This window comes from Streptomyces sp. cg40 (genome assembly GCF_050320165.1).
Lineage (GTDB): Bacteria > Actinomycetota > Actinomycetes > Streptomycetales > Streptomycetaceae > Streptomyces > Streptomyces hokutonensis.
Genome location: NZ_CP190128.1, coordinates 8480344 through 8501512, shown reverse-complemented (window position 1 = coordinate 8501512; position 21169 = coordinate 8480344). Strand labels below are relative to the sequence as shown.

General features: G+C 71.4%; 16 protein-coding genes and 1 pseudogene. 4 read left to right on the top strand and 13 right to left on the bottom strand.

Translation table 11 applies throughout. From position 1 onward, the window contains the following. Nucleotides 1-164: 164 nt before the first annotated feature. The 7 genes and pseudogenes from pheT to infC form a co-directional block, all read right to left on the bottom strand. Nucleotides 165-2669, bottom strand: a complete 2505-nt coding sequence (gene pheT, locus ACQHII_RS38340; protein WP_427923565.1) for a phenylalanine--tRNA ligase subunit beta — start codon at nucleotides 2667-2669, stop codon at nucleotides 165-167. After that, nucleotides 2669-3796 carry a phenylalanine--tRNA ligase subunit alpha gene (gene pheS / locus ACQHII_RS38335; RefSeq protein WP_427923564.1) on the bottom strand — a complete coding sequence of 376 codons (1128 nt, stop codon included), beginning with the start codon at nucleotides 3794-3796 and terminating at the stop codon, nucleotides 2669-2671. Before pheS ends, pheT begins: the two co-directional genes overlap by 1 nt. Before the next feature lie 155 nt (nucleotides 3797-3951). Further along, the gene (locus tag ACQHII_RS38330) at nucleotides 3952-5088 is read right to left on the bottom strand and encodes a sensor histidine kinase (RefSeq protein WP_200714452.1); all 1137 of its coding nucleotides are present in this window, start codon (nucleotides 5086-5088) and stop codon (nucleotides 3952-3954) included. Between the two features lie 56 nt (nucleotides 5089-5144). Next, on the bottom strand, nucleotides 5145-5984 hold the full coding sequence (locus ACQHII_RS38325) for a TrmH family RNA methyltransferase (RefSeq protein ID WP_427923563.1): 840 nt from the start codon (nucleotides 5982-5984) through the stop codon (nucleotides 5145-5147). A 159-nt stretch (nucleotides 5985-6143) separates the two neighbouring features. After that, entirely contained in the window at nucleotides 6144-6527 is a 384-nt protein-coding gene (gene rplT, locus ACQHII_RS38320; protein ID WP_105974242.1) for a 50S ribosomal protein L20, read from the bottom strand. A 113-nt stretch (nucleotides 6528-6640) separates the two neighbouring features. Beyond that, complete coding sequence (gene rpmI, locus ACQHII_RS38315; RefSeq protein WP_019065473.1) at nucleotides 6641-6835, bottom strand: 50S ribosomal protein L35; 195 nt, start codon at nucleotides 6833-6835, stop codon at nucleotides 6641-6643. Between the two features lie 107 nt (nucleotides 6836-6942). Next, nucleotides 6943-7654: pseudogene (infC, locus tag ACQHII_RS38310) on the bottom strand (translation initiation factor IF-3). Between the two features lie 339 nt (nucleotides 7655-7993). On the opposite strand from infC, the gene ACQHII_RS38305 reads away from it, so the two are divergent. Further along, nucleotides 7994-8365: a DUF1844 domain-containing protein gene (locus tag ACQHII_RS38305; protein WP_362972155.1), complete on the top strand. Its 372-nt coding sequence runs from the start codon at nucleotides 7994-7996 to the stop codon at nucleotides 8363-8365. Between the two features lie 4 nt (nucleotides 8366-8369). Here the strand turns inward: ACQHII_RS38305 and ACQHII_RS38300 are convergent, their stop codons facing one another. After that, nucleotides 8370-9104: an SseB family protein gene (locus ACQHII_RS38300; protein WP_427923562.1), complete on the bottom strand. Its 735-nt coding sequence runs from the start codon at nucleotides 9102-9104 to the stop codon at nucleotides 8370-8372. A gap of 150 nt (nucleotides 9105-9254) precedes the next feature. Here ACQHII_RS38300 and ACQHII_RS38295 point away from each other — a divergent pair, with 150 nt between their 5' ends. Continuing rightward, nucleotides 9255-10253 (top strand): serine hydrolase, encoded by a 999-nt coding sequence (locus tag ACQHII_RS38295; RefSeq protein WP_427923561.1) that lies wholly within the window; start codon nucleotides 9255-9257, stop codon nucleotides 10251-10253. 46 nt (nucleotides 10254-10299) lie between these two features. Here the strand turns inward: ACQHII_RS38295 and mycP are convergent, their stop codons facing one another. Beyond that, nucleotides 10300-11475 carry a type VII secretion-associated serine protease mycosin gene (gene mycP, locus ACQHII_RS38290; protein WP_427923560.1) on the bottom strand — a complete coding sequence of 392 codons (1176 nt, stop codon included), beginning with the start codon at nucleotides 11473-11475 and terminating at the stop codon, nucleotides 10300-10302. Continuing rightward, nucleotides 11472-12344, bottom strand: a complete 873-nt coding sequence (locus tag ACQHII_RS38285) for a hypothetical protein (protein ID WP_427923559.1) — start codon at nucleotides 12342-12344, stop codon at nucleotides 11472-11474. Before ACQHII_RS38285 ends, mycP begins: the two co-directional genes overlap by 4 nt. A gap of 3089 nt (nucleotides 12345-15433) precedes the next feature. On the opposite strand from ACQHII_RS38285, the gene ACQHII_RS38280 reads away from it, so the two are divergent. Then, on the top strand, nucleotides 15434-16636 hold the full coding sequence (locus ACQHII_RS38280; RefSeq protein ID WP_427923558.1) for an amino acid deaminase/aldolase: 1203 nt from the start codon (nucleotides 15434-15436) through the stop codon (nucleotides 16634-16636). A 45-nt stretch (nucleotides 16637-16681) separates the two neighbouring features. Here the strand turns inward: ACQHII_RS38280 and ACQHII_RS38275 are convergent, their stop codons facing one another. Genes ACQHII_RS38275 through ACQHII_RS38265 form a run of 3 tightly spaced genes read right to left on the bottom strand, consistent with a single transcriptional unit; the run spans nucleotide 16682 to nucleotide 20302 of the window. After that, nucleotides 16682-17464 (bottom strand): 3-oxoacyl-ACP reductase, encoded by a 783-nt coding sequence (locus ACQHII_RS38275; protein WP_427923557.1) that lies wholly within the window; start codon nucleotides 17462-17464, stop codon nucleotides 16682-16684. Then, nucleotides 17461-18885 (bottom strand): aldehyde dehydrogenase family protein, encoded by a 1425-nt coding sequence (locus ACQHII_RS38270; RefSeq protein WP_427923556.1) that lies wholly within the window; start codon nucleotides 18883-18885, stop codon nucleotides 17461-17463. The genes ACQHII_RS38275 and ACQHII_RS38270 overlap by 4 nt, the downstream gene beginning before the upstream one ends. Nucleotides 18886-18931: 46 nt before the next feature. Continuing rightward, on the bottom strand, nucleotides 18932-20302 hold the full coding sequence (locus ACQHII_RS38265) for a glutamine synthetase family protein (protein WP_427923555.1): 1371 nt from the start codon (nucleotides 20300-20302) through the stop codon (nucleotides 18932-18934). A 96-nt stretch (nucleotides 20303-20398) separates the two neighbouring features. Between ACQHII_RS38265 and ACQHII_RS38260 the strand changes: the two genes are divergently transcribed. Further along, nucleotides 20399-21133, top strand: a complete 735-nt coding sequence (locus ACQHII_RS38260) for a FadR/GntR family transcriptional regulator (RefSeq protein ID WP_427923554.1) — start codon at nucleotides 20399-20401, stop codon at nucleotides 21131-21133. Nucleotides 21134-21169: the final 36 nt, after the last annotated feature.

Here is a 21169-nt window from a genome sequence, read left to right as displayed (position 1 = left end):
AGCGCAATCGGACCGACCCCGAAAGGCCGGTCCGATTCTGTCGACCGCATGCCCCGATCGGGCCAGATCGCCCGAACTTCTCACCCGAATGAGTGAGGTGACATGAGACAGGTGCATTTATGCAGGTAGGGGCCATTCCGCTACGGAATCGGCCCCTCCGGCGATCAGCCCCGCAGTACGGCTCCCGTGCGCTCGGCGGCGAGCGCGACCGCCGCGTCCCGAGCCGCCGACGCCTCATCGACGGTCAGCGTCCGGTCGGGCGCCCGGAACCGCAGCGCGTAGGCGAGGGACTTCTTGCCCTCGCCCAGCTGCGCGGCGTTGTCGTAGACGTCGAACAGCCGGATGGACTCCAGCAGTTCACCGGCGCCCTCGCGCAGCGCCGCCTCGACGTCCGCGTGCGGGACCGGGGCGTCGACGACCAGCGCGACATCCTGCGTGGCGACCGGGAAGGTGGAGATCTTCGGGCCCTTGGGGACACCCGACGACGCCGACTCCAGGACGTCCAGGTCCAGTTCCATCGCGCTGGTGCGCGCGGGCAGACCCAGGGTCTTCAGCACACCGGGGTGCAACTCGCCGGCGTAGCCGATGACTTGCTCAACACCCTCGACGACGACCGCGAGTTCGGCGCAGCGGCCGGGGTGCCACGGCCCGTACTGCCCACCACGGACGATGAGTTCGGTACCGGCCTCGCGCGCGATCACCCGCGCCGACTCGACCGCGTCGGCCCAGTCGGACGGACGGCCCTTGCCCCACCAGCCGGCCTGCTCGCGGGCGCCCGTGAGGACGACGGCCGCGTGCCGGGGCTGGAGCGGGAGCGCCTCGGTGAGGGACGCGATCTCCTCGTCCGTGGGACGCCGGTCGACGGGGAGTCGTACCGCGATCTTGAGCTCTTCGCGCGGGTGGAAGACCAGGCCCGTCTCGAAGAGCGCCAGGTCGTGCGAGCCGCGGCCGTCGTTGCGGCGCAGCGCGCCGAGCAGGCCCGGCAGCAGCGTCGTACGGAGCGCGGGCTCCTCGTCCGAGAGCGGGTTGACCAGCTTGACGACCTTGCGGTTCGGGTCGTCGGCGGCCAGGCCGAACTGGTCGAAGACGTGCTCGCCGACGAACGGGTAGTTCGGCGCCTCCACGTAACCGGCGCCGGCGAGTGCGCGGCCGACGCGGCGGTGCAGGCGCTGGCGGTCGGTGAGGCCACGGCCCGCGGGGGGCTTGGGGAGCGTGGAGGGCAGGTTCTCGTAGCCCTCCAGGCGGATGACCTCTTCGGCCAGGTCGTTCGGGTCCGTGAGGTCGGGGCGCCAGGACGGGACGGTGACGATCAGCTCGTCCTGCCCGTACACGTCGCAGCCGACCTCCTGGAGACGCCGTACGACGGTCTCGCGGCCGTAGTCGACGCCCGCCACCTTGTCCGGGTGGTTGGCCGGAATGGCGATGGTGTGGGGTGCCGACGGGGCGATGACCTCGGTGACACCGGCGTCCGCCGTGCCGCCCGCGAGGAGGACCAGGAGGTCGACCGTGCGCTGTGCGGCGGCCGACGCGGCCTGCGGGTCGACGCCGCGCTCGAAGCGCTTGGACGCCTCGGAGGCCAGCTTGTGACGGCGGGCCGTGCGCGAGATGGAGAGCGCGTCGAAGTGGGCGGCCTCGACAACGACCTCGGTGGTGGTGTTCTCGGTGTCGTCGATCTCGGTGTTGGCGCCACCCATGACGCCCGCGAGGCCGATGGGGCCGCGGTCGTCGGTGATCACCAGGTCCTCGGCGTCGAGCGTGCGCGTGACGCCGTCGAGGGTGGTGAGCTTCTCGCCCTGCGTGGCCCGGCGCACACCGATCGGACCCTGGACGCGGGAGCGGTCGTAGGCGTGCAGGGGCTGGCCCAGCTCCAGCATCACGTAGTTGGTGATGTCGACGGCGAGCGAGATCGGGCGCATGCCCGCCTTCTGGAGGCGGCGGGTCAGCCAGAGCGGGGAGCGGGCCTCGGGGTCGAGGCCGGTCACCGTGCGGGCGGTGAAGCGGTCGCAGCCCATCGGGTCGGCGACCTGCACCGGATAGCCGAAGGCGTTCGGGCCGGGTACGTCGAGCAGGGCCGGGTCGCGCAGCGGGAGGCCGTAGGCGGTGGCGGTCTCGCGGGCGACGCCGCGGATCGACAGGGCGTAGCCGCGGTCGGGCGTGACGGCGATGTCGAGGACCTCGTCGACGAGCTGGAGCAGCTCGATGGCGTCGGTGCCGACCTCGTGCTCGGGCGGCAGCACGATGATGCCGTGCGAGCCGTCGTCGCCCATGCCCAGCTCGTCGCCGGAGCAGATCATGCCGTGCGAGGTCTTGCCGTACGTCTTGCGCGCGGCGATCGCGAAGCCGCCCGGCAGGACCGCGCCGGGGAGGACCACGACGACCTTGTCGCCGACGGCGAAGTTGCGGGCGCCGCAGACGATCTCCTGGGGCTCACCGGTGCCGTTGGCCTGGCCGACGTCGACGGTGCAGAAGCGGATGGGCTTCTTGAACTCCGTCAGCTCCTCGATGGTGAGGACCTTGCCGACGACGAGCGGGCCCTTGAGGCCGTCGCCCAACTGCTCGACGGTCTCTACCTCAAGGCCCACGGAAATGAGCTTGGCCTGGACGTCGCGGCCGGTCTCCGTCGCCGGCAGGTCGACGTACTCCCGCAGCCAAGAAAGCGGGACCCGCATCAGATCTCCATCCCGAACGGCCGGGTGAACCGGACGTCACCCTCGACCATGTCTCGCATGTCTTCGACGTTGTGGCGGAACATCAGCATCCGCTCGATGCCGAACCCGAAGGCGAATCCGCTGTACTTCTCCGGGTCCACCCCGCAGGCCACCAGGACGCGGGGGTTGACCATGCCGCAGCCGCCCAGCTCGATCCAGCCCTCGGAGGAGCAGGTGCGGCAGGGGCGGTCGGGGTTGCCGACGGACTCGCCCTTGCAGACGTAGCAGAGCATGTCCATCTCGGCGGACGGCTCGGTGAAGGGGAAGTAGTTCGGCCGCAGCCGGGTCTTCATCTCCGCGCCGAAGAGCGACTGGACCATGTGGTCGAGGGTGCCCTTGAGGTCGGCCATGGTGAGGCCCTCGTCGATGGCGAGGAGCTCGATCTGGTGGAAGACCGGGGTGTGCGTGGCGTCCAGCTCGTCCGTGCGGTAGACGCGGCCGGGGCACACGATGTAGACCGGCGGCTCGCGGTCCAGCATGGCGCGGGCCTGCACGGGCGAGGTGTGCGTGCGCAGGACGACACCGGACTCGTCGCCCTCGGTCCCGGTCGGGCCCTGGACGAAGAAGGTGTCCTGCATCTGCCGGGCCGGGTGGTCCGGGGTGAAGTTCAGGGCGTCGAAGTTGAACCACTCCGCCTCGACCTCGGGGCCCTCCGCGATCTCGTATCCCATGGACACGAAGACGTCCGCGACCCGCTCCATGAACGTGGTCAGCGGGTGCCGGGCGCCGGCCGGTACGCGGTCGTACGGCAGCGTGACGTCCACCGCCTCCTCGACCAGGACGCGGGCGTCGCGGTCGGCCTCCAGCTCGGCCTGGCGGGCGGCGAGGGCCTTGTTGACGGCGCCCCGGGCCTGCCCGACGAGCTTGCCGGCCGCGGCCTTGGCCTGCGGGGGCAGCGCGCCGATCTCGCGGTTGGCGAGGGCGAGCGGGGAGGTGCCGCCGGTGTGGGCGACCTTGGCCTCCTGGAGCGCGTCGAGATCACCGGCGGCGGCGAAGGCGGCGAGCGCCTCGTCCCGCATGCGCTCGATCTCTTCCGGTTTCAAGGCCTCGACCTCTACAGGGTCGTACGACTTATTCGGTGCCGACATCTCTTCCCGTGCTTCCGGTTGGCTGGCGGATGGTCCCCGTCCCGACTCGACTCGGGGGACGCGTCGTCGTCCCTGAAACGGGGACGCAAAGGTGCCAAAGGCCGAGTCTAACGGGGGTGAGGCAGGTGACCGCGCCCGTGGGGCCTCGTCGGCGGTTACTGAAGGTACGCCGGGGTGCCCACGGGCAACATAAATCGGAACTCGGCGCCGCCGCCGGGAGCCCGGCCGACCGTGATGGTGCCGCCGTGGGCTTCGACGATGCCCTTGACGATGTACAGCCCGAGGCCCGTGCCGCCGCGCTTACTGCCCCGCCAGAAGCGGGTGAAGACGCGGTTCATGGACTCCTCCGGGATGCCTGGGCCCTCGTCGCTGACCGTCACCGAGGTGCCGGTCTCCTCCCCTTCGCGCGGAGAGGCCGAGGCCGTGACGTCGATAGTGACGGTTCCCTCGCCGTGGCGCACCGCATTTTCCAGCAGGTTGCTCAGCACCTGGTCGACCTTGTCGGGGTCCGCCCACAGGTCGGGCAGCGGCTGTTCGACGCGGAGCATGAACCGGTCGGCGGGCTGGCCGGCGGCGACGTACGCCTGGATGTGACGGCCGACCGCCGCGCCGATGTCGACGGGCTGGCGGCGCAGTTCGAGCCGCCCGGAGTCGATGCGGGAGATGTCGAGCAACTCGGCGATGAGCCGGGTGACGCGGTTGGCGTCGGCGTCGACGGTCTCCAGCATCAGCCGCTTCTGGTCGTCGGTGAAGCGTTCCCACTTGGCGAGCAGGGTCGCGGTGAAGCCCTTGACGGAGGTGAGCGGCGAGCGCAGTTCGTGGGCGACGGTGGCGATCAGCTCGGCGTGGCTGCGCTCGGTGCGGCGACGGGCCTCGGTGTCCCGCAGCGAGACGACGACCCGACGGACCGGACCGAGCGGTTCCGCACGGACATAGCGTGCGGTGACCAGTACCTCGTGCCCGCCCGGCAGCAGCAGATTCCGCTCCGGCTGCCGTACCCGGATGGCCAACCCCCCATAGGGATCGGTCAGTTGCCACCAGCGGCGGCCCTCCAGGTCCTCTAAGGGGAGGGCCTTCTCCAGCCGCTGGCCGAGGGCGTCGGCGGCACGGACGGAGGTGATGCGCTCGGCGGCGGCGTTGAAGCAGACGACACGGCCGTGCTCGTCGGCTACGACCAGACCGTCGGCCAGCTCGTCGGGGTCGATACCGAGGCCGGTGAGGTCGTCGTGCCGGGCCGCGGACGGCCGGGGCACGCCCCGTGCTCCCGGCGCGCTGCTCGTGCCGACAGTCATCCCCGTACCCCACCTCTTCTCATACGGCGCAGGTGGCCCCCGAGCTGGTCACCCTACTAGCTGTCGGTGACGGAACGGCACCCTCCGGAGCCGCGCTGTGCACGGGCAGACGCATACAGACATACGGCGGCGGCGGTGGCCAGGTTCAGGCTCTCGGCCTTCCCGTGGATCGGAACCCGCACGACGGCGTCCGCGAGTGCGCGGGTCTCCTCCGGAAGCCCCCACGCCTCGTTCCCGAACACCCAGGCGGTGGGCCCGCCCATGGTCCCCTGGTCCAGCTCGTCGTCGAGGTCGTCGGTCCCGGCCCCGTCCGCGGCGAGGATCCGCACCCCGATCTCCTTGAGCCCGGCCACGGCCTGCTCGACGGGCACCCCGACGGCGACGGGCAGATGGAACAAGGATCCCACGGAGGCCCGTACGGCCTTGGGGTTGTAGAGATCGACGGACGCGTCGGTCAGTACGACGGCCTCGGCACCGGCGGCATCGGCGCAGCGCAGCACAGTGCCGGCGTTCCCGGGGTCACGCACGTTGGCGAGCACGGCGACGAGCTTGGGCCGCGCACGCAGGATCTCCTCGAAGGGGGTGTCGATGAACCGACAGACGCCGACGAGCCCCTGCGGGGTGACGGTGGTCGAGATGTCGGCGATCACCTGCTCGTCGGCAAGATGCACCCGGGCACCGGCGTCACGGGCCTCGCCGACGATGTCGGCGTACCGCTCCGCGGCTTCAACGGTCGCGAACAGCTCGACGAGCGTGTCCTTGTACCCGCCCGCTTCCCGCACGGCCTGCGGCCCCTCGGCCAGGAACAGCCGCTCCTTGCTCCGAAAGTTCCGCCGAGCGAGCCGCCGGGCGGCGGCGACGCGGGGGGAACGGGGGGAGATGAGGTCGGGGGCCATGTTCTACTTCACCTTCAAATCTCAGGGCAACCGCAATCCCCCTAGGGGCGCGGGGCCGTGACACTAGCGGCTCCGCCGCGGGGCGCGGCCAGCAACAAAGGACCCGCAGGATTAGACCTGCGGGTCCTTAAGTCACGTCGGCTCAAAGCCAGCGCAGCGTCACGCAGCCTTGGGCGCGTTGACGTCGGCGGGCAGCGCCTTCTGCGCAACCTCGACCAGCGCGGCGAACGCACCGGCGTCGTTGACAGCCAGCTCCGCGAGGATCTTGCGGTCGACCTCGATGTTGGCCGCGTTCAGACCCTGGATGAAGCGGTTGTAGGTGATGCCGTTGGCGCGGGCAGCCGCGTTGATGCGCTGGATCCACAGCCGGCGGAAGTCGCCCTTGCGCTTCTTGCGGTCGTTGTAGTTGTAGACCAGCGAGTGGGTGACCTGCTCCTTGGCCTTGCGGTACAGACGCGAACGCTGACCGCGGTAGCCGGAGGCGGCTTCGAGGATCGCCCGGCGCTTCTTGTGGGCGTTGACTGCCCGCTTGACGCGTGCCACTTGTTTAACTCCTTGTAGCGGGGCCGTGGTTGGACTCACACGGCCCGGAATCGATGGGGTCCCGGTCCAGACGTACGGCGCGGACGGATCTGTTGATCACCGCGCCGCGTACGTCACTTGCCGAGAAGCTTCTTGATCTTCTTGGCGTCGCCCGGGGCCATCTCGGCGTTGCCGGTGAGGCGACGCGTCACACGGGACGACTTGTGCTCGAGCAGGTGGCGCTTGCCGGCGCGCTCGCGGAGCACCTTGCCGGAGCCGGTGATCTTGAAGCGCTTACTGGCACCGCTGTGCGACTTGTTCTTCGGCATAGCGCCGTTATCTCCTCGTCGGTGGCGCTCCGATGCCCGGTCGTGAAACCGGGCACGGTGGAGCGTCGCTCTTGTTTCGGTTGCGTCCCTGGACTGACGTCCGGGGATCAGGCGTCGGCGGAAGCCTCGGCCGGGGCCTCGACCTCGTCGACGATGTCCTCGGCGACGGTGTTCTCGTCCTCGACGTCGGACTCCGCGGCGTTCTGCGACTTGCCCGGGTTGGCCTTCGCTTCCGCCTTGCGGGCGGCCTGGGCCTCGCGGGCCTCGGCCATCGCCTCGGTCTTCTTCTTGTGCGGGCCGAGCACCATGATCATGTTTCGGCCGTCCTGCTTCGGGTTCGACTCGACGAACCCGAGGTCCTCGACGTCCGAAGCGAGACGCTGCAGCAGTCGGTAGCCCAACTCGGGCCTGGACTGCTCGCGACCGCGGAACATGATCGTGATCTTGACCTTGTCGCCCTGCTTCAGGAACCGGACGACGTGACCCTTCTTGGTGTCATAGTCGTGCGGGTCGATCTTCGGCCGGAGCTTCATTTCCTTGATGACCGTGTGCGCCTGGTTCTTGCGCGCCTCACGGGCCTTCATGGCCGACTCGTACTTGAACTTCCCGTAGTCCATGAGCTTGCACACGGGCGGACGGGCGTTCGCCGCGACCTCGACCAGGTCCAGGTCGTATTCCTGCGCAAGCTCCAGTGCCTTGGCAAGCGGCACGATGCCGACCTGCTCGCCACTGGGACCGACCAGTCGCACTTCTGGAACGCGAATCCGGTCGTTGATGCGGGGTTCGGCGCTGATGGATCCTCCTCGGTTAGCACCACACGGCCATCTGGCGGACGGCCGCGTTTGTCTCGATAGACAGACCTAACCGCGCCGAAGCACAAAAAATGCCCCGGACGATCACAAGACGGGGCTCCAAAGCACTGCCGGAGCACCGCCGCGATGATCGCGGGGCGCGCTTTCGGGCGACTCCATCGTCCGTACGGAACGATGGCAACCGCCTGACCGGGGGTGACCCGCCGTCCGTGAGGACAGTCAGGTGGGAGATCGGAGCCTCCACTTGTTGGCCGGGCACGCGAGTGCCTGGCCGGTCATCACACAAGGTTAGCAGCTACCCGGGGGTGGTGCGAACCGCCGTACACCGGGCCCTATCGTGTGGGGCATGAGTGACACGCCCCCCGAGTCCGCGAATCCCGACTCCCCCGACTTCGACGCCCTGACCCGCGACATCGCGGAGGTCCCGGCGGTCGAGGTGATCGTGACGGTCGCCGTCAACCTGATGAGCGCCGCCGCCGTGAAGCTCGGTCTGACCGACGAGGGCGACAAGTACAAGGACCTGGACGAGGCCCGCAAGCTGGTCACCGCGCTGGCCGGGCTGCTCGACGCGAGCGCGACCGAGATCAGCTCCTTCCACGCGGCCCCGCTGCGCGACGGTCTGAAGTCGCTCCAGCTGGCGTTCCGCGAGGCGTCCCTCGTCCGCGACGAGCCGGGCCAGGGCCCGGGCGAGAAGTACACGGGCCCGGTCTACGGCTAGCGGCTCACCCCACGCGTACGTAGAAGGGCTCGCCCGGAGGCGTCGCCCCGGCCGGCAGCACCGCCAGGTCGAGGCCGTGCACCAGGCGGGCCCTCAGCGTTTCCTCGGCGGCCAGCCGGCGTGCCACCCCGTGGATGCCCGCGGCGTGCGGTATGGCCGGCTCAAAGATCAGGGCGAGGGTGCCGTCGCCCCGGCCGGGGCCGAGGTAGGCACGGAGTACCCCGCGCATGTGGCCGAGCGCGGAGCGGACCGCCGCCGCGACCGCCGGATCGGTGAGCGGGTCCGCGCTGGTGCGCCCCTCGGCGAGGGCCAGCAGCGCGGGCCCCGACAGTTCGAAGGACACCGGCCCGGCCAGGTCCAGCACGATCGTGTCCGCCTTCTCGTGCACCGCGGCCTGCAAGGCCTGGTGCAGCGGTACGGCCACGGGGCGCGCCGCCGGGTCCCAGCGGGCCAGCGAGTCGCTGGAGGTGAAGGCGGGCAGCGCGGTGCGCCCGCCGGCCTTCAGGGTGGGGACGGCCATGTCGCTGGTCTTCTCGCGGCGCAGTCCGTTCTCGTCCGTCTCGACCTCGCCGAGCACGGCCACCACGGGCACGAGCAGCCGGGCGCCCTTGAGGGCCGCCAGGACGGGATCCACGGCGGTGCGGTCCTCGGCCCAGGCGGCGAGCGCCGCGCTCAGTGCGGGATCGGCCGAGCCGTCGTCGTCGGAGTAGCCGGAGTCGGGAATGTTCTTGTTCGCCACGGTGACCGACCCTATCGGGGGGATCCTGCTGGGCTTGTGCGGGTCCTGAAACGCAGGGGACACAGGTTTCACACGTTTCTCAGAAACCGTTGACAGACATCTAACTTTCGTCTCACGGTCCGCACAGTCGCCGCCCCCACCATCGCGGGCATGGAGTCTTCCAGAGCCGCCCGCCGCAACCACCGCGCGCGTCCCTCCCGGCGCCGTCCGCTCCTCTACACCGCCCTCGCCACCGTGGCGGTCGTGGGCGGTACGGCGGCCGGAACCGTGTACGTGAAGGCACAGGCGCACTCCGGCCCCGTATCGTCGGCTGCGACGCCGTCCACCTCGGCATCGGCGTCGGCATCGGGCGGCGGGGAGGCGACGGTGGAACCGGTGACACAGCCGGCGGTGGACTACGACGCGCTGCTGGCCACGGCCATGAAGGCGGTGACCCCGGCCGGCGACCAGAAGGTGTCCGTCGCCGTGCTCGACGTGGACTCCGGTAAGAGCGCCACGTACGGCAGCACGGCCTACGACACGGCGAGCATCGTCAAGGTCGACATCCTGGCCACGCTGCTGCTCCAGGCGCAGGACGCGGGACGGCAGCTGACCGCGACGGAGAAGTCGTACGCCACCACGATGATCGAGAACAGCGACAACGACTCCGCCACGGCGCTGTGGAACATCATCGGCACGGCGGACGGGCTCGACGCGGCCAACAAGAAGTTCGGGCTGACCGGCACCAAGGGCGGCGACGGCCCGCTCTGGGGGCTGACGCAGACCACGGCGGCGGATCAACTCACCCTGCTCCAGCAGGTGTTCGGGGACGACTCCAAGCTGAGCGCGGCCTCGAAGTCGTACATCCAGGGCCTGATGGGGAAGATAGAGGCCGACCAGCAGTGGGGGGTGTCGGCGGCGGCCGACGGCTCCCGGTGGCGGCTGAAGAACGGCTGGCTGGCGCGGAGCACGACCGGGCTGTGGGACGTCAACAGCATCGGACGGGTGACGGCCCCGGACGGACACGAGTACCTGATCGCGGTGCTGTCGAAGGGCAGCACGACGCAGAACAAGGGCATCACGCTGATCGAGGCGGCGGCGAAGGCGGGGGTCGCGGCGTTCGCGGGGTCCGGCTCTTCCACGTCGGCTTCCGCGTCGGCCACCGACTGACTGCCGTCCGGCTGTTGCGGGGCGCCCGAAGATCGCCCGCGGGTCCCTAGAACCCTGCGGGCCGTCTGCGCCGGCCGCGCCACAGGACGACCGCCGCGACGAGCAGGACTCCGCCGGCGCCGCCCGCGAGGGGGCCCGCCCAGTCGGACGTACGGCTGTCGGACTTGACGGGGTCGGGTCCCGCGCCGAAGTACTTCTTGCCGTAGGCGGCGGCGTGCAGGCTCGTCGGCTTGAGGGCCGCGGCGGCCTTGATCGCGGCGGCGGGGTCGATGAAGCCGAAGCCGCGGGAGTCGTCCCGGCCGCCGACCGGGGGGTTGCGGGCGGTGTCCTCAAGGAGCTTCTTGATCTGGGCCGGGGTCAGTCCCGGGTGGGCCGCCTTGAGGAGCGCCACCGCGCCCGACACGAAGGCGGACGCGGCGCTGGTCCCCCAGCCCTCGTAGTACTTGTGGTCGGGGTCGGCGATGACGACGTTGACGCCGGGCGCGCTGACCGTGGCGTACCAGCGGCGGGTGGAGAAGGAGGCGCGGGTGCCGTAGCGGTCCACGGCGGTCGCGGCGATCACCCCGGGGTAGGCGGCCGGGTAGGAGACGTGGTCGCCCTTCTCGCCGCCGTTGCCTGCCGAGGCGACGACCGCGACACCCTTCTTCAGGGCGTACTGCACGGCCTCGTCCTCGGCGGGCTCGGGGTGGGCGGAGGCGGAGTCGTCGCCGAGGGAGAGGTTGATGACGTCGGCGCCGTGGTCGGCGGCCCAACGGATGCCGTCCGCAAGGGCGTTGCCCCGGGTCGTACGGGCCTTGCCGCGCGCGGAGTCGCCGTCTTCGAGGATCACGCGGACGGGCAGGATCTTCGCCTCCGGGGCGACACCCATGACCCCGTCCTCGTCCCCGGGACCGTGTCCGTGCCCGGCGATGATGCCGGCCATGGCGGTGCCGTGCCGGGCCCAGGCCCGGTCGCCCGGCTTCGCCCCGAAGCCGACCATGTCCTTGCCGGTGAGGACGTTGCCGACGAGGTCGGGGTGGTCGGCCTCCACGCCGGTGTCCAGGACGGCGACCGTGATGCCCTTGCCCTTGGTGGTCCCCCAGACCTCCTGGGTGTGCATGGCGTCCAGGGCCCACTCCTGGGCGCGGATGCCGTCGGCGTGCGCGACGGTGGACGGGACCAGGGCGAGGGAGGCGGCCAGGAGGGCGCTCACCAGCCCGGCGCGGCGGGACGTGACACTCATGAATTCCCTCCCGAGGCCTTCGAGTTCGCCGAGGCGCCGGACGTTCCCGACGTCTCCGAGGCCGAGGTCTCGGAAGGTGAGTCGACGGTCTTGCGCAGGCTCCGCTCCATCCGGTCCGCCAGCCCCTGCGCCTCGTTGCCGAGACCCGACTGCGCGGGGGCCGCGGTGGAGCCCGAGGTGACGGCTTCGTCGGCGGGTTCGGGTGCGTCGACGGTACGGCCGTCCGCCCAGCCGGAGACGGCGTAGACGACGACGGGCGCGTCGGTGAGCACGGAGACGGTCCAGGAGGCCCGCTGTTTGTCGCCGAAGGCCGCGGCGACGGTGTCCTTCGCGGCGTACGGGCGGGGCAGGAGGTCGGTCCGGTCGCCGAGCTTCTCGTTCTTGAACCGCGTGGACAGCGAGGTCATCGCGGCGGTGTCGGCCTTGGTGAAGAGGAGGCCGACCGTCGTGACATAGCTCTGGGTGGCGTCGGTGTAGGTGGCGCGCAGGAGCCGCTGACACCCGACCGGGGCGAGCACCTTGCTCAACAGCGGGTCGAAGGCGCCCGCACAGCCGGTGTCCGGGGCCACGGCGATCCGGGTCCAGGTGCGGTCCGCGCCGCCGGGGCCCGCGCCCTGTCCCTGGACGGTGGGCGGAAACAGCTGGTCGACGGGCACGCTGTGCCACAACTGCCCGGCGGCGGCGAAAGTGCTCGCACCGCCGTCGTCCCCGTCGTCGCCGGTGAGCCAACTCCCGGTCACCGCACCGCCGATGAGCCCGAGACCGAGCACGACACAGGCGGCGACGGCGGCGGTACGGGACCGTATCCGCGCCCCCAACGGCCGTGGCCGCACGCGCTCGTCGTACCCCTCGGGCTCCCCGAACGACACAACCGGCCGCCCACCGCCGGGAGTTACGGGCGCACTCCAGGAAAGGGAGGGATCGGGACCGGGACCGGGGTTGCCCCCGGGCCGCGGCATCTCGGAAGCGGGGCGGACGGGGGTACCGGGGGCGGCGGGCGACCAGGCGCTGGTGCCGGCGTCGTCGGAGACGGGCACAGGGCCGGGGCCGGGCTGAACCGGGGTACTGGGAGCGGCAGCTGCCCAAGGGGCGGTGGTGGAGGTGTCGTCGGCGGGCCGAACCGGGTTGCCGGTACCGGCAGTTGACCATGAGCGGGTACTGGACGAGTCCTCGGCCGGCCGAACAGGCTTGCTGGGAGGGGCCGATGACCAGGCGCCAGTGCCGGTGACGTCGTCCTCGGGCCGAACCGGCGCACTGGCAGCGGCGGATGACCAGGCACCAGTGCCGGTGCCGGTGCCTTCGGCGGTGGGCTCGGCGGGAGGTGCATCGGCGGGCCGGGGCCCGGCAGTTCCGCCACCGGAGGAGGGATACGGCGCACCGGCACCGGAAGGCGACCACACACCGCGCGTGGGCGCACCGTCAGTGGGATCCGTGAACGATTCACCCCGCCAAGGCGCACCAGGGGGCGGCGGCCTCAGTCCAGAGGCGGTCGCCGACGGTTCCTCGGGAGCGACCGCCGGACGCGCGGGAGGCGTCGCCGGGCGGGCGGGGGTGTCGCGCTGCCGCTCGGCCGTCGAGGGCGAGGTCTCGGTCGCGGGGCGCGACGACTCGGCGGGACCGGGAGACCCCACGGGCCGGACCGAACCACCGGAATCGGGAGACGTCGCCGGGCGAGCCGGTTCCTGCCGCGGCCGGTCGGGCGCCTCGCGCGGAGCCTCACCAGCGGGCCGGGGCGGCACAGCAGAACGGGGAGGCATCGCCGGAGAACTGGCAGGCGCCGCCGGGCGAGCCGGTTCCTGCCGCGCCCGCTCAGGCACCTCGCGCGAAGCCTCACCCGCAGGACGCGGCGGCACAGCAGGCGCGACCGGACGGGACGGGTCTTGGCGCGGTCGATCCGACGACGGGCGCGGAGCCTCACCAGCCGGCCGGGGCGGAACGGCACGACTGGCAGGCGTCGCCGGGCGGGACGATTCTTGGCGCGGCCGATCGAAGGACGGGCGCAGAGCCTCACCCTCGGGCCGGGGCGGAACAGGAGGACTCGCAGGCGTCGCCGGGCGGGACGGGTCCTGGCCCGGCCCGTCGAACGACGGGCGCGGAGCCTCACCAGCCGGCCGGGACGCAACAGAAGAACCGGCAGGCATCCCCGGGCGGGACGACTCCTGGCCCGGCCGATCGAACGACGGGCGCGGAGCCTCACCCTCGGGCCGGGACGGAACAGGAGGACTCGCAGGCGTCGCCGGGCGGGACGGGTCCTGGCCCGGCCGGTCGAACGACGGGCGCGGAGCCTCACCAGCCGGCCGGGACGCAACAGAAGAACCGGCAGGCATCCCCGGGCGGGACGACTCCTGGCCCGGCCGATCGAACGACGGGCGCGGAGCCTCACCCTCGGGCCGGGACGGAACAGGAGGACTGGCAGGCGTGGCCGGGCGGGACGGGTCCTCGCGCAACCGGTCGGACGGCTGGGGCGGAGCCTCACCCGTGGGACGCGGCGGTACAGCGGAACCGGGGGGTGTCGCCGGACGCGTGGGGCCCTGGCGCAATCGGTCGGACGACCGGGGCGGAGCCTCACCCGTAGGGCGCGGTGGGGCAGCCGGGCGCGTCGGAACGTCGGGGGCCGTCGGCGCGGTCGGGCGGAGGGGCGTGCTCGTTTCCGGTCCGCCGGGCCGGGGCGCTTCTCCTCCGGCACCCGTCGTCGCCGTGGGTCGGTGGGGTGGCCGGGGCGGGACGGTTCCGGGTCGTTCGGGGTTCGCGCGGCGCGGGTCGGTCGCGGATGCGGGGGGTGTGTCCGGGAAGCGTGCCGAGGCCGGCGGAGGGGGCGGGCTCACCGTCTCGGCGGCGAAGGGCGCGAACGGCCGAAGGCCGGGGAAGCGCGGCCGAGTGGCGGAGGAGCCGACTGCCGACGGGCCAACGGCACCTGAACCGGCCCTAGTTCCAGCCCCGGACCCGGCTCCGGCCCCGGGTTCCGAACTCGTCCCAGACCCAGCCCCTGCCCCTGTCCGGGACCCAGCTCCGGACCCGGCTCCGGTTTCAGAGCCTGGCCCAGCCCCAGTCCCAGACCTAGACCCGGATCTGGCGCCGTTGCGGCCCCCGGCCCCGCCGCTCGCGGAGCCGTCACTCTCGAAGTCCGCGGAGTCCGAGGAGTCCGCGAAGTTCTCGAAGCCGCCGCTCTCGAAGTCGTTGCCCGGAGAAACCGAACCCGTGTCGAACCCGTTGCCCGGGGGCACACCGCGGTCCGCTTCCGAACCGTTTCCCCGGAGGTCGGCGCCCGTGTCGGCCCCGGCGCCCCGTCGGGCCGCGCGTCTCGCGTTGCCGCCCTCCCACCACCCCGTACCGGGCCGGTCGCCACCCCAGGTCACCCTGCCGCTGTCGCTCCCGGCCGACGCCCCCGGTCCGCCCTGCACGTCCGACTGCTCCTGCGTATCCCGCGTATCCGACGCATCCCGCGTATCCGACGGAACGCGACCACGCCCCGAACCTGCCCCCGAAGCGGCCCCGGAAGATCCCCCGGTGCCGGAATACGGTCCGTCCAAGTCTTCGCCTGTTGTGTCGTTCACGGGCTGCGTCGAACTCCCCGAAGGGGCCTGCGGCGAGGTGGGATGCGGCGGTACGGGGGCGCGCCGCGCTTCCGTGCTCATGCACCCCCCGTTTCCTCGTACCCGGGCCACCGTTTTGTTTCTTGCGCGGGCCGGCGTGCTCCTGCCCTTGTTCGTATACGCACCGGCGTCCACCTCGCCTCACCCGGCACGCTCACAAAAAAATCAAAGGCGTCCCGAGCACGCATACCCGCCGCGGCGGACCGCCATCCCGGGCGAGGTCGAACGACCGGCGGCGTTTCCTCCGTGCGTGCGCGTCACTCTACGGGTTGCCCCCGCTCGAACGGGAACCAGTCCGCGCCCCCGGGGCTTCTGCCCGGAACGTCCCCCTACCCTGCGGTAATCCTGTCTGGCAGGCTTCGTTCATGACTGCGCGCGCCGCCGACCGGGCCCGTTACGACCGGGCCACCGCCCACCTCGACGCCCCTCTCGCGATCGTCGACCTGGACGCCTTCGATACCAACGCGGACGACCTCGTCCGCCGGGCCGGCGGCAAGCCGGTCCGCGTCGCCAGCAAGTCCGTCCGCTGTCGAACCCTCCTCGAACGCGTCCTGGCCAGGGACGGCTTCGCGGGCCTGATGTCCTTCACACTGGCCGAGTCGCTGTGGCTCGCCCGCTCCGGCTTCGACGACGTCCTACTCGCCTACCCCTCCGCCGACCACGCCGCCTTCGCGGAACTGACCAGCGACCCCAAGCTCGCCGCCGCCGTCACCGTGATGATCGACGACCCGGCGCAGCTCAAGCTCATCGACGACTCCCGCGCCGGCGGCACCGAAGTGGTGCGTGTCTGCCTGGAGTTGGACACCGCGCTGCGGATGCTCGGCGGCCGGGTGCGCATCGGCGCGCTCCGCTCTCCCCTCCGCTCCCCCGCCCAACTCGCCGACATCGCAAGGACGGTGTCGCGCCGCCCCGGTTTCAAGGTCGTCGGGATCATGGCCTACGAGGGCCACATCGCCGGTGTCGGCGACTCCGTCGCGGGGCGGCCCTTCCGTTCCCGCGCCATCCGGCTGATGCAGGCCACCGCCAAGCGCGAACTCGCCGAGCGGCGCGCGGAGGTGGTGCGGGCCGTGCGGGCCGTCGTGCCGGATCTGGAGTTCGTCAACGGCGGTGGCACCGGCAGTGTCCAGTACACCGCGGCCGAGGATTCCGTGACCGAGATCGCGGCCGGTTCCGGGCTGTACGTGCCGCGCCTCTTCGACAACTACACGTCGTTCACGGCCCGTCCGGCCGCGCTCTTCGCCCAGCCCGTCGTACGGCGCCCGGGCGTCGGCGTGGTCACCGTCCTCGGCGGAGGCTACCCGGCCTCCGGAGCCGCAGGACCCGACCGGCTCCCGGTGCCGTACCTCCCGGAGGGTCTGCGCTACGACCCCCAGGAGGGGCCCGGCGAGGTGCAGACGCCGCTGCTCGGCTCCCCCGCCGACGATCTGCTCATCGGCGACAAGGTGTGGTTCCGGCACGCCAAGGCCGGTGAACTGTGCGAGCGGTTCGACGCGTTGCACCTGATCGAGGGCGACCGGGTGACGGCCACCGTCCCGACCTACCGGGGCGAGGGCATGACCTTCCTGTGAGCAATCACGGGGCCAACTGCCCCCGCTCCGGCGGGGGTTCACTGCCTACATCGGGGTGACGTACGCCCCCGCGATGCCGCCGTCGACCAGGAAGTCGGCGGCGTTGACGAACGACGAGTCGTCGCTCGCCAGGAAGGCGACGGCGGCGGCGATCTCGGTCGCCTCGGCGAAGCGGCCGACCGGGATGTGGACGAGGCGGCGCGCGGCCCGCTCGGGGTCCTTGGCGAACAGCTCTTGCAGGAGTGGGGTGTTGACCGGTCCCGGGCACAGTGCGTTGACGCGGATGCCCTCGCGGGCGAACTGCACGCCCAGTTCACGGGACATGGCCAGCACCCCGCCCTTGGAGGCGGTGTAGGAGATCTGGGAGGTCGCCGCGCCCATCCTGGCCACGAAGGACGCCGTGTTGATGATGGAGCCCTTGCCCTGGCGGCGCATGTAGGGGATGGCGGCCTTGCAACACAGGTACACAGACGTCAGGTTGACGTCCTGGACGCGCTTCCAGGCCTCCAGGCCGGTGTCGAGGATGGAGTCGTCGTCGGGCGGTGAGATGCCCGCGTTGTTGAAGGCGATGTCGACGCTGCCGTAGGTGTCGAAGGCGGCCTTGAAGAGCGCCTCGACCTGCTCGGGGTCGGTGACGTCGACCTTCACGAAGAGCCCGCCGACCTCGTCGGCCGCCGCCTTGCCGTGGGTCTCGTCGATGTCGCCGCAGACGACGTTGGCCCCCTCGGAGGCGAGCCGGCGCGCGGTGGCGAGGCCGATGCCGCTGCCGGCTCCGGTGATGACGGCGGTACGGCCGACGAGTCGCCGGCAGACAATCTCTGAGGTCACTGTGCGGAGCCCTCCGTGCTGGTGGAGACGTTGGTGGTGGAGTCGTCGCTGGTGGACACGTCGCTGATGAAGACGTTCTTGGTTTCGGTGAAGGCGCTGAGCGCGTCCGGGCCGAGTTCGCGGCCGATCCCCGACTGCTTGAAGCCGCCGAAGGGGGTCCAATAGCGGACGCTCGAATGGGAGTTGACGGACAGGTTGCCGGCCCGGACGGCCTTCGAGACGCGCAGGGCGCGGCCGACGTCCCGGGTCCAGATGGAGCCGGAGAGGCCGTAGTCGGTGGCGTTGGCGAGGGCGACCGCCTCCGCCTCGTCCTCGAAGGGGAGCACGACGGCGACCGGGCCGAAGACCTCTTCCACGGCCACGCGTGCGTGCGCGTCGACGCCCGTGACGACAGTCGGCGGGAACCAGAAGCCGGGGCCCTCGGGCGCCTTGCCACGGATGCCTGCCAGGTCGTCGGTGACGTACGAACGAACGCGCTCCAGCTGGACCTTGGAGATCAGCGGGCCCATGTCCGTCTTCTCGTCGGCCGGGTCGCCGACCGTCACGCCCTCGATCGCGGGGGTGAGGAGGTCCAGGAACCGGTCGTAGACGCCGCGTTGGACGAGGATGCGGGTGCGGGCGCAGCAGTCCTGGCCGGAGTTGTCGAGGAAGGACATGGGGGCGGCTGCCGCGGCGGCCTCGATGTCGGCGTCGGCGAAGACGATGTTGGGGCTCTTGCCGCCGAGTTCGAGGGTGACGCGCTTGAGGAGTTCCGAGCCTTTCGCCAACACCTGTTTGCCCACGGCGGTCGACCCGGTGAACACGATCTTCGCGACGCCCGGGTGCTCGACGAGCGCGGTGCCCGTGACCGGGCCGTGGCCGGGAAGTACCTGGAACAACCCCTCGGGAAGGCCTGCCTCCAGGGCGAGTTCGGCCAGTCGGAGCGCGGTGAGCGGGGTCGTCTCGGCCGGTTTGAGGATGACCGCGTTGCCCGCCGCGAGCGCCGGCGCGGTGCCCCAGGCGGCGATCGGCATCGGGAAGTTCCAGGGCGCGATCACGCCCACCACGCCCAGCGGTTCGAGGATCGTGACGTCGAGACCGCCCGCGACCGGGATCTGACGGCCGGTCAGCCGCTCCACTCCCCCGGCCGCGTAGTCGAGCAGATCACGGACGTTGCCGGCCTCCCAGCGGGCGTTGCCGACCGTGTGCCCGGCCTCACGCACCTCCAACTGGGCGAGTTCTTCGAGGTGTTCGTCGACCGCGGTCGCGAAGCGACGCAGCAGGCGGGCCCGGTCGGCGGGCGGCAGCGCGGCCCACTTCGCCTGGGCCCGGGCGGCGCGTACGACAGCGGCGTCCACGTCGACCGCGGTGGCGGCCGGGACGGTGGCGATGACCTCCTCGGTGGCGGGGTTCAGTACGTGCAGCGGGTGCTCGGCAGGCAAGGGGGTCCTCACAGGCGTTCGTCGGCAGGCAAAGGGGTCTGAGTCCTCACAGGCGTTCGAAGGAGCGGCGCAGCTCCCAGTCGGTGACGGCGGCGTCGAAGGCCTCCAGTTCGACGCGCGCCATGTTGCGGTAGTGCGCGACGACCTCGTCCCCGAAGGCGGCCTTGGCGATCGGGCTGTTCTCCCACAGCTCGGCGGCCTCGCGGAGGTTGGTGGGGACGTGCGCGTAGTCGCCGCTGTAGGCGTTGCCCGCGCAGGCCTCCGGCAGCTCCAGCTTGTGCTCGATGCCGTAGAGCCCGGCCGCGACGAGCCCCGCCACCGCGAGATGCGGGTTGACGTCGCCGCCGGGCAGCCGGTTCTCGAAGCGCATGGAGCGGCCGTGGCCGACGACCCGGAGGGCGCAGGTGCGGTTGTCGTAGCCCCAGGCGACGGCGGTCGGCGCGAACGAGCCCGGCTGGAACCGCTTGTAGGAGTTGATGTTGGGGGCGTAGAGCAGCGAGAAGTCGCGGAGCGCGGCGAGTTGGCCCGCGAGGAAGTACCGCATGACCTCCGACATCCCACCGGGGTCGCCGTCGGTCCCCGCCATGGCATTGCCGCCGTGCCCGTCGCCGAGCGAGAGGTGGATGTGGCAGGAGTTGCCCTCGCGTTCGTTGTACTTCGCCATGAAGGTGAGCGAGACGCCCTCTTGAGAGGCGATCTCCTTGGCACCGGTCTTGTAGACGGCGTGCTGGTCGCAGGTGACGAGGGCGTCGTCGTAGCGGAAGGCGATCTCGTGCTGGCCGGGGTTGCACTCGCCCTTGGCGGACTCGACGGTCAGCCCGGCGGCGGCCATCTCGTTGCGGATCCGCCGGAGCAGCGGCTCGATCCGCCCGGTCCCGAGGACGGAGTAGTCGATGTTGTACTGGTTGGCCGGCGTGAGCCCTCGGTAGTTGGCGTCCCAGGCCTGTTCGTACGTGTCCTTGAACACGATGAACTCCAGCTCCGTACCGACCTGCGCGGTGAAACCGTGCTCGGCGAGGCGCTCCAGCTGGCGGCGCAGGATCTGGCGGGGTGCGGCGACCACCGGCGACCCGTCGTTCCAGGCGAGGTCGGCGATGAGCAGGGCGGTGCCCGCGTTCCAGGGCACACGGCGGAGGGTGGAAAGGTCCGGGTGCATGGCGAAGTCGCCGTAACCGCGCTCCCAGGAGGACATCGCGTAGCCGTCGACCGTGTTCATGTCGGTGTCGACAGCGAGGAGGTAGTTGCAGCCCTCTGTGCCGTGCTGGAGTACGTCGTCGAGGAAGAAGCGGGCGGCGAACCGCTTGCCCTGGAGCCGGCCTTGCATATCGGGGAAGGCCAGGACGACAGTGTCGATCTCGCCACTGGCGACGAGGGTGTGCAGCTCCTCGACGCTCAGCGGGGGTGTGCGGTCTGCCACGGGAAAGCTCCTTCGGCTTCTGCGCGCTTTTTCCGGCCGGGCCGGAAGCCATAAGGTATTGCGGAGAACCATTGCTTGGGAAGGGGGTGCCGCCATATGTCGCTGGATGCGGAGGACGGCGTAGCGGACCGGTTGACCCCGGTGCTGCGGCCGGTGCGGGCGGGCAACGGCTTCGAAGAGGCGCTGGAACAGATTCTGCAGGTCGTACGGCTGGGTCTGGTGCCGGGGGGCGAGCGGTTGCCGGCCGAGCGGGAGCTGGCCGAGCGGCTGGGGATCAGCCGGGTGACACTGCGCGAGGTTCTGAAGGTACTCCAGGACCAGGGGCTCGTGGAGTCGCGGCGCGGGCGCTACGGCGGGACGTTCGTGCTGCCGAAGTCGGACGCCGGCGGCGAGGACGAGCTGCGGCGGCGGATCAGCGCGGTCGACATCGAGGACGTGCTGCGCTTCCGGGAGGTGCTGGAGGTCGGCGCGACGGGTCTGTGCGCGACCCACGGCCTGAACGCCGAGCAGGCCGGCCGCCTGCGCGAGGCCCTCGCCCGCACGCACGACGCCCCGCTCGCCGACTACCGCCGCCTGGACACCCTGCTCCACCTCACCCTGGCCGAACTGTGCGGTTCGCCGACGCTGACCGCGCAGTACGCGGCGGTACGGGCCACGGTGAACGACCTCCTCGACTGCATCCCGCTCCTGGTGCGCAACCTGGAGCACTCGCAGCGGCAGCACATCGCGCTGGTGGAGGCGGTGCTGGACGGGGACGCGGACGGGGCGCGGGAGATGATGCGGGAGCACTGCGCCGGGACGGCCGCTCTGCTGCGGGGCTTCCTCGCGTGACGGGTGGGGTTGTCTAATGGTCCCCGTCGAGTCCAT

Excerpts from the sequence above, each read along its gene's own strand:
- ACQHII_RS38280 (WP_427923558.1), top strand. The coding sequence starts at position 15,434 with ATGACTGCGCGCGCCGCCGACCGGGCCCGTTACGACCGGGCCACCGCC.
- ACQHII_RS38260 (WP_427923554.1), top strand. The coding sequence starts at position 20,399 with ATGTCGCTGGATGCGGAGGACGGCGTAGCGGACCGGTTGACCCCGGTG.
- ACQHII_RS38295 (WP_427923561.1), top strand. The coding sequence starts at position 9,255 with ATGGAGTCTTCCAGAGCCGCCCGCCGCAACCACCGCGCGCGTCCCTCC.
- mycP (WP_427923560.1), bottom strand. The coding sequence starts at position 11,475 with ATGAGTGTCACGTCCCGCCGCGCCGGGCTGGTGAGCGCCCTCCTGGCC.
- rpmI (WP_019065473.1), bottom strand. The coding sequence starts at position 6,835 with ATGCCGAAGAACAAGTCGCACAGCGGTGCCAGTAAGCGCTTCAAGATC.
- ACQHII_RS38305 (WP_362972155.1), top strand. The coding sequence starts at position 7,994 with ATGAGTGACACGCCCCCCGAGTCCGCGAATCCCGACTCCCCCGACTTC.
- pheS (WP_427923564.1), bottom strand. The coding sequence starts at position 3,796 with ATGTCGGCACCGAATAAGTCGTACGACCCTGTAGAGGTCGAGGCCTTG.
- ACQHII_RS38325 (WP_427923563.1), bottom strand. The coding sequence starts at position 5,984 with ATGGCCCCCGACCTCATCTCCCCCCGTTCCCCCCGCGTCGCCGCCGCC.
- pheT (WP_427923565.1), bottom strand. The coding sequence starts at position 2,669 with ATGCGGGTCCCGCTTTCTTGGCTGCGGGAGTACGTCGACCTGCCGGCG.
- ACQHII_RS38330 (WP_200714452.1), bottom strand. The coding sequence starts at position 5,088 with ATGACTGTCGGCACGAGCAGCGCGCCGGGAGCACGGGGCGTGCCCCGG.